Annotated in this window: 18 protein-coding genes; 16 read left to right on the top strand and 2 right to left on the bottom strand. The window is 45.0% G+C overall.

The features are described from left to right. Positions 1-148 precede the first annotated feature (148 nt). The 7 genes from ylxM (at position 149) to NYE25_RS09350 (ending at position 4,239) form a co-directional block, all read left to right on the top strand. A complete protein-coding gene (ylxM, locus tag NYE25_RS09380) occupies positions 149-505 on the top strand; it encodes a YlxM family DNA-binding protein (protein ID WP_036688609.1) in 357 nt (118 codons plus the stop codon). 20 nt (positions 506-525) lie between these two features. Further along, positions 526-1,911, top strand: a complete 1,386-nt coding sequence (gene ffh, locus NYE25_RS09375) for a signal recognition particle protein (protein WP_042189471.1) — start codon at positions 526-528, stop codon at positions 1,909-1,911. A 47-nt stretch (positions 1,912-1,958) separates the two neighbouring features. Further along, a complete protein-coding gene (rpsP, locus tag NYE25_RS09370; RefSeq protein WP_036688604.1) occupies positions 1,959-2,231 on the top strand; it encodes a 30S ribosomal protein S16 in 273 nt (90 codons plus the stop codon). Between the two features lie 22 nt (positions 2,232-2,253). Beyond that, positions 2,254-2,484, top strand: coding sequence for a KH domain-containing protein (locus NYE25_RS09365; RefSeq protein ID WP_042128982.1), 231 nt, complete (start codon positions 2,254-2,256; stop codon positions 2,482-2,484). A 92-nt stretch (positions 2,485-2,576) separates the two neighbouring features. Further along, positions 2,577-3,101 carry a ribosome maturation factor RimM gene (rimM, locus tag NYE25_RS09360; RefSeq protein WP_341053159.1) on the top strand — a complete coding sequence of 175 codons (525 nt, stop codon included), beginning with the start codon at positions 2,577-2,579 and terminating at the stop codon, positions 3,099-3,101. After that, positions 3,101-3,883, top strand: coding sequence for a tRNA (guanosine(37)-N1)-methyltransferase TrmD (gene trmD / locus NYE25_RS09355; RefSeq protein ID WP_341147709.1), 783 nt, complete (start codon positions 3,101-3,103; stop codon positions 3,881-3,883). Before rimM ends, trmD begins: the two co-directional genes overlap by 1 nt. 221 nt (positions 3,884-4,104) lie before the next feature. Further along, the gene (locus NYE25_RS09350; protein WP_256716277.1) at positions 4,105-4,239 is read left to right on the top strand and encodes a hypothetical protein; all 135 of its coding nucleotides are present in this window, start codon (positions 4,105-4,107) and stop codon (positions 4,237-4,239) included. A gap of 321 nt (positions 4,240-4,560) precedes the next feature. Here the strand turns inward: NYE25_RS09350 and NYE25_RS09345 are convergent, their stop codons facing one another. Then, a complete protein-coding gene (locus NYE25_RS09345) occupies positions 4,561-4,737 on the bottom strand; it encodes a hypothetical protein (RefSeq protein ID WP_156113147.1) in 177 nt (58 codons plus the stop codon). A gap of 206 nt (positions 4,738-4,943) precedes the next feature. On the opposite strand from NYE25_RS09345, the gene NYE25_RS09340 reads away from it, so the two are divergent. Then, positions 4,944-5,171, top strand: coding sequence for a hypothetical protein (locus tag NYE25_RS09340; RefSeq protein ID WP_341053160.1), 228 nt, complete (start codon positions 4,944-4,946; stop codon positions 5,169-5,171). 57 nt (positions 5,172-5,228) lie between these two features. Here NYE25_RS09340 and NYE25_RS09335 read toward each other — a convergent pair whose 3' ends face one another. Beyond that, complete coding sequence (locus tag NYE25_RS09335) at positions 5,229-6,179, bottom strand: hypothetical protein (RefSeq protein WP_341145752.1); 951 nt, start codon at positions 6,177-6,179, stop codon at positions 5,229-5,231. Between the two features lie 413 nt (positions 6,180-6,592). On the opposite strand from NYE25_RS09335, the gene NYE25_RS09330 reads away from it, so the two are divergent. From NYE25_RS09330 to NYE25_RS09295, 8 genes are all read left to right on the top strand, one after another. Then, complete coding sequence (locus NYE25_RS09330; RefSeq protein ID WP_076285405.1) at positions 6,593-6,883, top strand: hypothetical protein; 291 nt, start codon at positions 6,593-6,595, stop codon at positions 6,881-6,883. Positions 6,884-7,030: 147 nt separating this feature from the next. Beyond that, positions 7,031-7,375, top strand: coding sequence for a 50S ribosomal protein L19 (rplS, locus tag NYE25_RS09325; RefSeq protein ID WP_042128973.1), 345 nt, complete (start codon positions 7,031-7,033; stop codon positions 7,373-7,375). Positions 7,376-7,671: 296 nt separating this feature from the next. Then, entirely contained in the window at positions 7,672-8,280 is a 609-nt protein-coding gene (gene lepB / locus NYE25_RS09320) for a signal peptidase I (protein ID WP_042189466.1), read from the top strand. Between the two features lie 29 nt (positions 8,281-8,309). Then, positions 8,310-9,170, top strand: coding sequence for a ribosome biogenesis GTPase YlqF (gene ylqF, locus NYE25_RS09315; protein WP_042189465.1), 861 nt, complete (start codon positions 8,310-8,312; stop codon positions 9,168-9,170). A gap of 265 nt (positions 9,171-9,435) precedes the next feature. Then, positions 9,436-10,047: a ribonuclease HII gene (locus NYE25_RS09310; RefSeq protein WP_341126742.1), complete on the top strand. Its 612-nt coding sequence runs from the start codon at positions 9,436-9,438 to the stop codon at positions 10,045-10,047. 72 nt (positions 10,048-10,119) lie between these two features. After that, on the top strand, positions 10,120-12,276 hold the full coding sequence (locus NYE25_RS09305) for a DNA ligase (protein ID WP_341145751.1): 2,157 nt from the start codon (positions 10,120-10,122) through the stop codon (positions 12,274-12,276). Further along, the gene (locus tag NYE25_RS09300) at positions 12,273-12,581 is read left to right on the top strand and encodes an EscU/YscU/HrcU family type III secretion system export apparatus switch protein (RefSeq protein WP_042128964.1); all 309 of its coding nucleotides are present in this window, start codon (positions 12,273-12,275) and stop codon (positions 12,579-12,581) included. Before NYE25_RS09305 ends, NYE25_RS09300 begins: the two co-directional genes overlap by 4 nt. Continuing rightward, a complete protein-coding gene (locus NYE25_RS09295) occupies positions 12,578-12,964 on the top strand; it encodes a YraN family protein (protein ID WP_042189462.1) in 387 nt (128 codons plus the stop codon). The genes NYE25_RS09300 and NYE25_RS09295 overlap by 4 nt, the downstream gene beginning before the upstream one ends. Positions 12,965-12,999 lie beyond the last annotated feature (35 nt).

The following is a 12,999-nucleotide window of genomic DNA, read 5'->3' as shown; positions in this document are numbered from 1 at the left end:
TTCAAGCGTATTTATTGCGTGAAAAAGGGATTTTTAATAAAGAAAGAGATGACAAGCAAAAATGCTTGACATCTCTCTTTCTTTTAGGTATCATAAGGGACGTTGTGAAGGTGTAAAGTGTTTTTCCTTGACGAAGGGAGTGCCCTTAATGAGTCAGGAGAATAGGCTCGAGAAAACGAATCGTATCAATTTGCTTTTTGCCTTTTATGAACGACTGCTTACAGATAAGCAGCAAACGTTTCTTAAATATTATTTTCACGACGATTTTTCCTTGGGAGAGATTGCTGCTGAATTTGAAATCAGCCGCCAAGCCGTTTATGAACATATTAAACGGGCGGAGCAAGTCCTAGAAAATTATGAAGAAAAACTTGGTTTATTAGTGAAGCATGAGAGTCGTACCAAATATTTAGAAGAACTGCGCAGACTGCCGGAGAATGGGATGCTGCCTGAGCAATATAAACTTCGGTTCGCGGAGATCGTGGATCGCTTGCAGAGGTTAGAGTAGCATGAAGGGAGAAACTGCATATGGCGTTTGAAGGTTTAACCGGAAGATTGCAGAATGTGTTCAGCAAGCTGCGCGGTAAAGGTAAAGTATCCGAAGATGACGTAAACGAAGCTATGCGCGAAGTACGGTTGGCCCTTCTGGAAGCCGACGTTAACTTCAAGGTAGTTAAAGAATTCGTGGCTAAGGTGAAAGAAAAGTCTATTGGTACAGAAGTGATGGACAGCTTTACACCTGGGATGGTCATTATCGACATCGTTAACAAGGAACTAACCGAGCTGATGGGCGGAAGCCAAGCGAAGCTGGCCAAGTCGAACAAGCCACCAACTGTCATTATGATGGCGGGTTTACAAGGGGCGGGTAAGACAACCACTTCGGGTAAGCTGGCGAAGTTGTTACAGAAGGGCAATCATCGTCCATTGCTTGTTGCGGCAGATATTTATCGCCCTGCTGCGATCAAACAGCTTCAAGTACTTGGAGAACAAATTAAAGTTCCAGTATTCTCGCTAGGTGATCAGACTAGTCCGGTAGAGATTGCCAGACAAGCTGTACAACATGCGAAGGATAACGGACTTGATTATGTAATTATTGATACTGCAGGCCGCCTGCACATTGATGAAGAATTGATGGAAGAACTGAAGCAGATTCACAACATTGTAAATCCTGATGAAGTTCTGTTAGTAGTAGATGCAATGACCGGTCAAGACGCCGTGAACGTAGCTGAGAGCTTTAATAAGCAGCTTGAGCTTACAGGGGTTGTATTGACGAAGCTTGACGGCGATAGCCGTGGTGGTGCTGCACTATCCGTCAAAGCCGTAACTGGTTGCCCGATCAAATTCGCTGCGCTAGGTGAGAAGATTGACGCATTGGAGCCGTTCCATCCGGAACGTATGGCTTCGCGGATTTTGGGTATGGGTGACATGTTGTCGCTGATTGAGAAAGCTCAAGCGAACATTGACACTGATAAAGCTAAGGAAATGGAACGTAAGATGCGCAATGCAGAATTTACGTTTGATGATTTCCTTGAGCAAATGGATCAGGTGAAGAAGCTTGGCCCGATCGATCAAATTCTTGACATGCTGCCTGGCATGAACAAAGCCAAGGGCATTAAGGATTTGAAGGTTGACGACAAGCAAATGGGCCGCGTTGAAGCCATAGTTCATTCTATGACTAAGACGGAAAAGCGTCAGCCCGAGATCATCAACCATAACCGCCGCAAGCGTATTGCTGCTGGTAGCGGAACTTCGGTTGCCGAGGTCAACCGCCTCATTAAGCAATTTGATGAGATGCGTAAGATGATGAAGCAATTCTCAGGCATGATGGGCGGAGGCGGCAAAGCCTCTAAGAAGAATGCGATGAAGCAGCTTAAAGGTCTAGGTGGAAAAGGTATGAAGTTCCCTTTTAAATGATCTTGCTGTTCTAATATCTCGAAACTATTATAAGGAGGTGATTTTTCGTGGCAGTACGTATTCGTCTGAAAAGAATGGGAGCGCATAAAGCGCCTTTCTATCGTGTAGTGGTTTCCGATTCCCGGTCCCCTCGTGACGGTCGTTTTATCGAGGAAATCGGTTATTATAATCCGATTGAACAACCGGCAGTAGTTAAGATCGATGAGGAAAAAGCTCTTAAATGGCTTCAAACAGGTGCGCAAGCATCTGATACAGTACGCAACTTGCTTTCCAAAGCAGGCGTAATGAAGAAGTTTCATGAGCTTAAGCAACAGAAATAATGACTGATTGCGAGGGTCCTCTATGGAAGAATTAGTTGGAGTAATTGCTAAGGCTTTAGTGGATCATCCAGAAGATGTGACGGTACGAGCGGTGGAGAAGGATCACCTAATTGTCTATGAACTGTCCGTACATCCTGATGATGTTGGAAAGGTCATTGGCAAACAAGGAAGGATCGCTAAGGCGCTCCGTACAGTAGTCACATCTGCAGCAGTCAAGAGCGATAAACGCGTAACTGTAGATATTTTATCTTAAATGATGCGTACAATGAGGGGCTAGGGATAGTATATCCCGGCTCCTTTTTGTTCAAATATAGATTAGATGAAGCTTGTAAAGGAGAGGGTTGTATGACAGAAGAGTTAACCGTAGGCAGACTTGTGAATACGCATGGTATTCGCGGGGAGATTAAAGTACTATCTCATACCGATTTCCCTGATGTTCGTTTTGCTGCAGGTAAGAAGCTGCAGGTGATCCCTGCAGATGGCAGTTCTAAATTCGAAGTAACTGTAGAGTCCGCTCGTGAGCACAAGGGTATGTTCATCGTTAAGCTCAAAGGGTATACGAACATCAATGAAGTGGAAAAATATAAAGGAAGCCTCCTGAAGGTTCCGAGTAATGATCTGGTGGATCTCCCTGAGAACGAGTACTACTTCCACCAAATCGTCGGTTGTGAGGTATACACGGATGAAGATGAAGACAAACCACTCGGTACGATTACAGAAATCTTACAGCCTGGTGCGAATGACGTATGGGTTGTTAAGCCTGCAAAAGGACAAGATATCCTAATTCCTGTAATCAACGATGTAGTCCTGAATGTGGATATAGAAGCCAAACGAATTATTGTCCATTTGATGGAAGGGTTATTGCCATGATGAGAATTGATGTGCTTACCCTCTTTCCAGAAATGTGCGAAGGCGTATTCAGCACAAGTATTCTTGGTAAAGCACGTGAAAAAGGAATCGTCTCCTTAAATGCTGTAAACTTCCGTGATTTCTCGGGAAATAAACATAATAGTGTGGATGATACACCGTATGGCGGTGGCGGGGGTATGGTGCTCAAGCCTGATCCGATTTTTAATGCAGTTGAGCATGTGCTTGGTATTACACCGAACGAGGAAGATCACAATCGATCTGATGAAGTGAGCTCTGTGAAACCGCGTATCATCCTTATGTGCCCACAAGGAAAAACTTACAATCAGAAGATTGCAGAGGAACTGGCGCAAGAGCAGCACCTAATCTTCATATGTGGGCATTATGAGGGATATGATGAGCGGATTCGTGAGAATCTGGTAACTGATGAACTTTCAATGGGTGATTACGTGCTAACAGGTGGAGAGCTGCCTGCGTTGACGGTTATAGATTCCATAGTCCGGCTTCAGCCGGGAGCACTTGGAAATGAAACCTCTGCGATATCTGACTCGTTCAGCACTGGACTGCTAGAATATCCACACTACACACGTCCTGCCGAGTTTCGCGGCTGGAAGGTACCGGATATTTTGCTGAGTGGTCATCATGCTAACATCGACATATGGCGGAGAGAGCAGGCACTGCTGCGCACGTTGGAACGCAGACCGGACCTGCTTGAGACTGCAGAACTTACATTGAAAGACAAAAAGACACTGGAACGTCTAAGAAATGTGGACAAACCGGAGTGATAATTTAATGAAACAGGTATATTTGACGTCTTTTTAACGTATCTTACGTTGAGGAGGCGTTTTTGTTATGTGTACCTGAGAACAAATAAAATAATAGTTTTCAAAATAATATGAGCATTGGTGCGTTAAAAGCTTCTTTTTAGGGTAATGAATAGAGGTGCCGCACTAATATATGCAGCTGATAACGCAGCAAGCTTAACTATTGAAGGGAATGAACTGAAGTGACTACGAAGACGCATGAAGAATTCAAGCCTAACGTGGACACAATCCACAAGGAAGCGGAGCCGCTCCGCACCGTGAATGATATTATCGATTTTTATACAAATCGCAATGCCCATTCGCCATTTAAAGAGTGAACATATAAGATAGAATGTTAGGGATTGAGTGTTAGGCTTAATAAAACCATTAGATACAGTGAATTTTGTGTTCGCTGTCGCTAATGGTTTTATTCTTTTAGAAGGTAACAAAGCTTGAATCCTATTACTCCGGTTAAACTGTAAATAACCACTTTCCGCTGAGATCTAGCATCTCAGCGAAAAGTGGTTATTTTTGAAATTATAAGAAAGTATAAGTTTCACGATATACTTTATTCTTATAATTCTCGCACAAACGCTTACTGTCCTTAAAAGGACGCCGTAGGCGTTTTAGCTTGCTATAAAAGTTCGTGGAGGCACATGTTATTCTTTGCGTAAGATTTTGTGTACTCCTGTAAGGAGTGAGTACAGCGCAACACATACGAGAACAGTAACAGCCCATGCATAGTTGCGAACGGTGTAAGTAAGTGAAGCTAAAATAACAAAAATGGTGATACGCAGTACGCCTTCTTTAATAAACTGTTTTCTTTCAACATTCATGAGATTGGCCTCCTCGAATGGATGGGATATTGCGGACTGCAAGCCGTAGATAGGTCTTACATTATCTATAGCCTTGAGGAATACGAAAGATACAAGGATCGAAAAAAGTAAATATTGACCCAAAGTCCGACCTATGTAAGTTCGCCGTTACCGACCTGTACTCCTACACATAGATTATATCATTACGAACAAGGAGGAGTACACTAGTGGAAGCTTATTATAACTGTTTGCGTTGTAAGGATAGAAGGGTGCGGATTCTGACTAGAGACGGTAGAACGCATGAAGGCGTTATTACAGATGTAGACAGATACAATGTTTACTTAAGAACTGACAATGGTTCTGTGCATACTTCTGCTTTTTGGGGGAATTCTTTTGCCGGAAATCAGATCTTAACTTTAAGTTTATTCACTCTGCTTGCCATCGCATTAATCTAATCATTAGGAACCAAAAACAGACCGCCCGATTATCCCGGACGGTCTGTTTACTGCTGATTACTGTACTGTAATTGCACCTATATTTGAGCTTAGGGATAATAAGGGACCGCCTCCATTGATATCGGTCTTTCCACCTTCTACACCTTTGATTTGTCCGAGATCACTATTGGCTTCTAAGCTGCATTTCATACCATCGGCTAGGACAGCACTGAGGCTGCCGACCTCTGTTTTGGCTTTTAGGCTGCTATCATCCTTCATCCCTGCTATATCCATTCGTATGCTGCCAGTATCGGATTCTACAGTGGATTTGCCAGTGATTTTAGCTCTTTCAATGTTGATCGCTCCAACGTTGCTGACGATTTGATAATTCCCCTCTAGATTGTGAAGACGAATTTGACCTACGTTATTTGTGATTTTATATTTATTCATGCTGGCGGGGAGCTCTATATTATAGCTTATGCTAAAATCTGAATATCCATATTTGTCTTGCGCCCATGTCCATAAGTCCTTTTTAGGACTTGATTTGGAATGCGTGGACACCTTCAACGTATCACCACTGACCTCTACTAAAACTTCAGCATCATCCATAATCTTTTGACGGTCAGACGCATGGAGAGAGCTGTTGTGGGCTGAGATCGTTGCATTTACATGGATCAGATCTCCTGTAACAGCTGTAACTTCTATTTCTCCTACTGCATTGTCCATGCTGAGTACGGATGCTGAACCGATCGCTTGCGATACGGAGAGTTCTTTGCTAATGCTGTCTGCTTTAACTTCGTCAACTACCTTAGTAGCTGTTTCCTCAACGGCTTGCTGCACAGTTGCAGCTGCTTTTCCTAGCTCTTGCTTGACAACTTCACCAATGTTCTGGTGCGCTTCCTCAGAAATACTCTTTTCAACCTCATTTTTGGCAGATTGTCTGCCTGGTAATTCAGTGCAACCCGCCAAAAGTACGATAGATAATACGGCTACTGCTGCTAATACACTATTATTATTCCTTTTCCTCATTGAAAAAACTCCTCCTCATATATGGGTGTATGTGATCTGACATATGTGATTTCGTTATGTACTTCTGTAAGTATAGCTTATGGAATTTATCTGTAAAAACGGCTGGAGGCGGGTTATTATACTGGACCAAAGACTAGGTCTCAAAAGTGTTCACTACACTTCGATTTTTAATTGTGCTAAAATAAATGAAAGATCACTCGCTGAATAAATACGGTACGGGTACATATTTAAAAGGGCGCGGAAATCCTCATATAGAACCTTCAGCAGCTACTGGAAATCGCTTTTTCGGATAGAAGTGCATAGGTGTGCTAAGGCTACATTGTATACAGATATAGACCGTTACCTCACTTGCAGAACAGGGCGGTCTTTTTACTTTCTTTCTTTAATAAATCCTGAAGGGTGGAGGGAGCCAAATGAAATATGTAGCCATTTTGCTTGCCTTAGTAGTTTTGACAGGCGTATATTTTTTAGTCTGGAAACGGAAAATAAATACTGCAAAAAATTATCCGCGTACCACTCAGAGCAATGTAATCTCAATGGATAGTCATCGTAAAGCCAAACAGAGCCCAGGGGAGCAGCCTTGCTCTTCTTGTAAGAAGAAGAATGGAAAGCTAGTCTTCTATGCACAAGATAATGGAACTGTGGTTGGTCTATGTAAAGATTGCCAATCGAAGGCGAAAAAAAGAGATATGCTACCGCTTTAAATAGAAAAAATAAGTTGTATTAGCCCGTCCTTTATGGTATTATTATCTCTGTTGTGTGGAATACGGTGGTCCGCTGCGGATAATGAGGGAGAGCAAAGATCTCTCCGGAAGAGGCAAGAACACCTGTACGGAAGGAGGAAGTCCTTAATGAATATCCTACAAGCTATTACGCAAGAGCAACTTCGTAAAGATATCCCGAGTTTTCGCCCGGGTGACACTTTGAAGGTGCATGTAAAAGTAATCGAGGGAACTCGTGAGCGTATCCAGTTGTTCGAAGGCGTTGTAATCAAACGTCGTGGCGGTGGAATCAGTGAGACTTTTACGGTTCGTAAAATTTCTTACGGTGTTGGTGTGGAAAGAACATTCCCAATCAACTCGCCTAAAATCGAGAAAATCGAAGTGGCTCGTCGTGGTAAAGTGCGTCGTGCTAAACTTTATTATCTTCGTGAACTACGTGGTAAAGCAGCGAGAATTAAAGAAATTCGTCGCTAGAATAGTGACAAAGGAAAGGGGCTTGAATTCAAGCCCCTTTCGTTTTATTATTTTATGAAAATATAAGAAAGCATCAGTTTCACGTTATACATTATTCTTATATTTCTCGTATAAACGCTTACCCGCCTTAAAGGACGTTGAGGGCGTTTTAGATTGGCATACAATGCGTGCGACATATACGCTTGGGGATCAGCTTCTCCGAAAAGGCCTCCTGAAGGAGTATCTGTGGAGGGGTTTTTGGCAGGAGCTTTTTTGTGTTGTATAGTAAGAGTAGTATTAAGAGAGGACGGTGAACTATGCAGCAGGAACAAAGTGAAACTTTGGAATCAAGCGCGCAGAACCCACGTAAACCTAAAAATGAAGTCTTGGAATGGGTCAAGGCCATTGCGATTGCTTTAGTGTTGGTTTTTCTGATTCGCTGGCTTTTGTTCAAGCCTTTTATTGTAGATGGACCTTCCATGCAGCCTAATTTCCATACTGGTGAACGTGTTATCGTAAATGAGATTTTGTACGATATTAGATCTCCGCAGCGGGGCGAGGTTATAGTATTCCACGTGCCATCTGAGGGTAGAGATTTTATTAAACGTGTAATCGGTGTCGCTGGAGATACTGTGAAAGTAGAAGGGGATGTAGTTACAGTTAACGGGGAAGTTGTTAATGAGACCTATATCCAAGATGCAATTGATGCAAAGCATAGTATCAACGCTCTGTATAATAATAAAGATTTCCCTAATGAAGAGTTCCCAGATGGTACTGTACCTGAAGGACATGTGTTCGTTATGGGGGATAATCGCTCGGATAGTACGGATAGCCGAATGATCGGTTATGTACCTCTGGGGGATATTGTAGGCCGTGCAGATTTAATCTTCTGGCCGATAAAGGATATTTCACTGATTAACCATTAAGTTGACAGAAGTCAAAGGAGGTGACGGCAATGGCCATTCAATGGTTTCCTGGTCATATGACGAAGGCTAGGCGGCAAATCGAGGATAAGCTGAAGCTGATTGATGTTGTAATAGAATTGCTCGATTCCCGTCTGCCGCTTTCCAGCCGCAATCCGATGATTGACGATATTTTGCGGGACAAGCCAAGATTGATTATTTTGAACAAAGCGGATCTGGCAGATCCAGAAATTACACGGAAGTGGCTGGCGTACTTCAAGGCACAAGGGCATGTTGCTTATCCTGTTGATGCATCTACTGGAACAGGTGTAAAGGATATTCCAGAGCAAGTCAAGCTGCTGCTAAAAGAAAAGATTGACCGGCAGATTGCAAAAGGAATGAATCCGCGAGCGATGCGTGCATTGATCGTTGGTATTCCTAACGTTGGTAAATCAACACTCATTAACCGGATGGCTGGTAAGAGTATTGCTGCTACTGGTGACCGCCCAGGGGTAACCAAGGGTCAACAGTGGATTAAGACAGGCGGCAACTTGGAGCTTCTGGATACCCCAGGTATTTTATGGCCGAGATTTGAGGACCAAGAAGTAGGTTATCGCCTAGCGGTAACAGGTGCAATAAAGGAAGAAATCCTGAATATTGAGGACATCGCCTTTTATGCAGTGAAATATTTGGTGAAGGACTACGGCTCTAGATTTCAAGAACGCTTTGGCATTGAGAAGCTTCCTGAGGATCTGGAGAATCCAGATGAGATCGTAGCTGTTATGGAAGCCGTGGGTCGTAAACGCGGTTGTCTAATTAGCGGTGGACGTGTAGATCTGGAAAAAGCTTCGCGGGCCTTGTTGCATGAGCTACGGGCAGGTAAGCTTGGACGCTTTACGCTGGAAACGCCTTAAATGGTGTGAATTCTGCGTTTAATGGACTAGGTATGGAAGAGCCATCCGAAATTTCGGAGGCTCTTTTTTTATGTTTTGGGTCCTCGACAAAGTAGCTGAGTACGCCTCAAGCTAAGCCCCACTTTGTGGGGATATTTTATGGGAATGGATTAAATTGGTACGTCTTTTTTAAGATGACCATGTAAGCTTTACTATGATAAGCTGACTTATATGAATCATAGAATAATTCATAATTGGCGGTGACAAATTAGTGAGTTCGTTAGATATGTTGGCCTATGAAAAAGAAGGCTGGGAACAGTCTTATCGCCGAATAGCAGGCGTAGATGAAGTAGGAAGAGGTTGCTTGTTTGGGGACGTCGTCGCAGCAGCGGTGATTTTGCCAGAGGGGCTTATTATTGATGGAGTAAATGATTCCAAAAAACTTACAGCTAAAAAGAGAGATGCTTTATACGAGATTATAATGGATCAAGCACTGGCCGTGGGGGTAGGGTATGTAGACTCTACTGTCATTGATGAGATCAATATTAAGCAAGCTTCACGCCTGGCCATGAAAAAGGCGGTAGAGAGTCTAGAGCACACTCCTGACTATATGCTGATCGATGCTGAAAAGGTAGACCTCCCATTGCCACAACAGGCAATTATTAAAGGAGATGCTAATAGTCAGTCCATTGCAGCAGCTTCGATTATCGCTAAAGTGACACGAGACAGGTTGTGTGAAGGTCTGTGGGAGGAATTATACCCTGATTATGGGATTGCGATACATAAAGGTTACGCGACCAAGCTTCACCGGGAACAAATTACGGCTCTAGGTCCAACACCTATGCATCGGCGCAGTTTTATTGGGCGGATTCTCGCGGAGCAGCAAACGTTATTCTAGAAGCAATGCTTAAAAAAGTAGGATGAATACCGATATAGTAAGAAGAGAGAAAATGGAGGGAGGAGAAACCGTATGAATATCGGAACATTGATCCGTGGATTGCTTGGAGAACAAAAACCGGGTGCAGCGAAGTCTTTAGAGTTAAAAGAAGGGCAAGTTGTTCGTGGTGTTGTTCTCTCTGTATCGGATTCGGGCAAAGAAGCGGTTGTGCAAATCCAAGGTACACCTGTTCGTGCAGAATTAGAAACACCATTACTGCCTGGAGAAACCTTGAATTTACAGGTTGGATCACCCGGAGAAGGTGGATTACCCGTATTGAAGCCGGTCTCCCTCGGTGAAACGGCGTTAGTCACTCCCCAAAGCATGGGTGAGGCCTTGGAGTCGCTCGGATTAGCTGATTCCAAAGCAGGTCGAGAAATTGTACTAGCGATGCAAGCAGGAGGCGTTCCACTTACAAAAGAGACAGCGGCTTTGCTGGATGCGGTAATGAGTGCAAAACCAGCTGGTGTGCCTGCTTCAGAGTGGCTTGACGCAGCTGTCATTTCTGTAAAGCGGGGACTACCCGTTACAGCTGAGAGTGTGAAAGGATTGCAGCAGGCTGTATTTGGCCCGCAGCTGCATCAGCTTTTATCAGCACTGGAAGATCAGATTACAATATGGGCAGGACAAATTGCTAATGAAGAAACAATAACCACAGAATCTAAAGCTGGAATGGGTACAATTACTGGAAAACTCGAACCTTCGGTAACTGCAGGTGCTGGAAGTGGAAATAACATGGGTGTTGTAGAGGGTGACGCTACAGAAGCTGACTCTGTACAATTGGCAGCTAAAGGAAATGGAGAAGCTACAACTAAAACTGCTGAAGGCACTATCGCAAACGGAAATACCGCTCTTTCGGAAGGAGCAGCTGAAGGTTCTCTGAAACCGGTTGAACAAGGTGCGCCAGTCAAGGTGACTCTTAATATAGCTTCTGATAATGAAACGGGGATTGGAACTGGCAAGCCAGTTGTAGTTGATGAGACAGGTGAAGGAGCTCAGATCCCCAAGGGTGGTATTGTTACAGAGCCTATGGCTGGTAAATCAACACCTGCCATGATATCCGGCGCTCTAAATAGTGCTTTAAGCGCTCAAGCTGATAGTGCGGTGAATAATCCTATCCGTTCCAGTGAAGTTGAGATTCAAGGTAATGCCTTGAATTTGAATAAGGATGGGGCATTGGATAGTGCTATACAGGCAGATAAGAGTCAGGCTGCCTCGATGGATAAGAGCGGGGCTATGCCGGGTGGCGCGAGTGTGAGCGCCGAAGGAACTGCTGCTGGTGCGGCGCCCCACGCAGCAAGTGGTACCGCCCTGCTTGCGAAGCTGCAGGGCGTGCTCACCGAGCTGCGCGGCAGCTTGCCGCAGCTCGCCATGGTCCCGCCCGCTGACGCGGCGGGAGCAAGCCCTGCCCCCGCGGCTGCTGCGCCGCGCGGGGAGGCCCCGGCTGCGACGGCTTCGCCGGTGCAGCCGGACACCGCCCCACCCGCGGACGCGGAGTCGTGGGTGGGGCGGGTGCTGAAGCTGCTCGGTGCGGAGCACGAGCAGCAGGCGGTACGCGGCGTCGCAGTAGCCGCCGCTGAGACGGCCCGTGCGGCGTTAGGTACGGCCGCGCTTGGCAGTGCGGGTGTCGGAGGCGAACAAGCCACCGACACCTTAAAGGGCGTGCTGCTGCAGATCATGAGCAGCAGCGAGGTGCCGCCCGCGGTAAAAGAAGCCGCGAGCGGACTAGTGCAGCAGCTGACAGGACAACAGCTGCTGCTCAATACAGATCGAACGGCTCCTTTCGCGCAAGTAACTTTGTTCTTGCCGCTGCAGGGTCCAGATGGGCAGGAGACAGCTTCCGTTCATATTCAGTCGCGCCGGGGACGCAAGGGTGAATTAGATGCTGCCAATTGCAGGCTCTGGTTTGATTTGGATATGAAGCAGCTCGGCCAGACACTGGTTGATGTGCAGGTTGTTGATCGAATCGTTAGTCTTAAGCTGCATAATGATCATCCTTGGGTGCTTGAGCTGCTGGAACAGCGGCGTGATGACATTAAAACGGCAGTAGAATCTATTGGTTATCAGTTGTCGGGATTAAGAACTGAACCTTTACCAGAACTAAAGCTATCTACAGAACTTGCCAATCCCCATAGTAAGCTTGTTGATTATGTTCCTGATGCTTATAAAGGAGTGGATTACCGTATATGAACGAGAATGAGCCTGTACCTCCAATTTCACAAGGGCTCAAAAAAGCGGTCGCTCTCAAATATAGCCCAGGACAAAGCGAGGCACCTGTCGTTGTTGCCAAAGGACAAGGGGCGATAGCGGATCTGATTCTGCAAAAAGCTAAAGAGAGTGGGGTTGCTGTCCAAGAGGACGCAGCTCTCGTAGAAGTTCTTTCAAAGCTCGATCTAGATCAACAGATTCCATCTGAACTTTATCAGCTAGTGGCTGAAATCCTCAGCTTTGTGTATCAGAGCGACCGTTCCGCCGGTGAACGGAGACCGGAATGAAAGAGCCATACACAAGAGAACGCTACAACCGCAAACAGAAGGGAGCCGCTGCTGAAGACGGGGCTGTGCAGTACTTATCTACTTGTGGGTACAAGATCTTAGAACGAAATTGGCGTTGTCGAACCGGAGAACTTGATATTATTGCGGAGAACGAAGGCTGTATTATTATTGTTGAAGTTCGCAGTCGTAGTGGAGAGCTATATCAAGGGACTCCGGAGGAATCAGTGAATACTCGAAAAATACATCAAGTGCGAAATACAGCACAGGTTTATTTGCATATGAAAGGTTATGATGATCGAAGAGTAACTTTTGACGTCATTAGCATTTTACTGAATGAAGATTTAAGCATCGCTTCTTTGGGGCATATACGTGAGGCTTTTTAAGCTGCACCCCATATTCTCACGCCATTCATTATGGG

The sequence above is a fragment of the Paenibacillus sp. FSL E2-8871 genome, from assembly GCF_038000345.1.
GTDB lineage: Bacteria > Bacillota > Bacilli > Paenibacillales > Paenibacillaceae > Paenibacillus_AQ.
The sequence above is the reverse complement of the archived record's forward strand: the minus strand, read 5'-3'. Positions and strand labels throughout refer to the sequence as shown.

Coding starts and splice junctions, on each gene's coding strand:
- ylxM (WP_036688609.1), top strand. CDS start 149: ATGAGTCAGGAGAATAGGCTCGAGAAAACGAATCGTATCAATTTGCTT.
- ffh (WP_042189471.1), top strand. CDS start 526: ATGGCGTTTGAAGGTTTAACCGGAAGATTGCAGAATGTGTTCAGCAAG.
- NYE25_RS09365 (WP_042128982.1), top strand. CDS start 2,254: ATGGAAGAATTAGTTGGAGTAATTGCTAAGGCTTTAGTGGATCATCCA.
- rimM (WP_341053159.1), top strand. CDS start 2,577: ATGACAGAAGAGTTAACCGTAGGCAGACTTGTGAATACGCATGGTATT.
- trmD (WP_341147709.1), top strand. CDS start 3,101: ATGAGAATTGATGTGCTTACCCTCTTTCCAGAAATGTGCGAAGGCGTA.
- NYE25_RS09345 (WP_156113147.1), bottom strand. CDS start 4,737: ATGAATGTTGAAAGAAAACAGTTTATTAAAGAAGGCGTACTGCGTATC.
- NYE25_RS09335 (WP_341145752.1), bottom strand. CDS start 6,179: ATGAGGAAAAGGAATAATAATAGTGTATTAGCAGCAGTAGCCGTATTA.
- NYE25_RS09330 (WP_076285405.1), top strand. CDS start 6,593: ATGAAATATGTAGCCATTTTGCTTGCCTTAGTAGTTTTGACAGGCGTA.
- rplS (WP_042128973.1), top strand. CDS start 7,031: ATGAATATCCTACAAGCTATTACGCAAGAGCAACTTCGTAAAGATATC.
- lepB (WP_042189466.1), top strand. CDS start 7,672: ATGCAGCAGGAACAAAGTGAAACTTTGGAATCAAGCGCGCAGAACCCA.
- ylqF (WP_042189465.1), top strand. CDS start 8,310: ATGGCCATTCAATGGTTTCCTGGTCATATGACGAAGGCTAGGCGGCAA.
- NYE25_RS09310 (WP_341126742.1), top strand. CDS start 9,436: ATGTTGGCCTATGAAAAAGAAGGCTGGGAACAGTCTTATCGCCGAATA.
- NYE25_RS09305 (WP_341145751.1), top strand. CDS start 10,120: ATGAATATCGGAACATTGATCCGTGGATTGCTTGGAGAACAAAAACCG.
- NYE25_RS09300 (WP_042128964.1), top strand. CDS start 12,273: ATGAACGAGAATGAGCCTGTACCTCCAATTTCACAAGGGCTCAAAAAA.
- NYE25_RS09295 (WP_042189462.1), top strand. CDS start 12,578: ATGAAAGAGCCATACACAAGAGAACGCTACAACCGCAAACAGAAGGGA.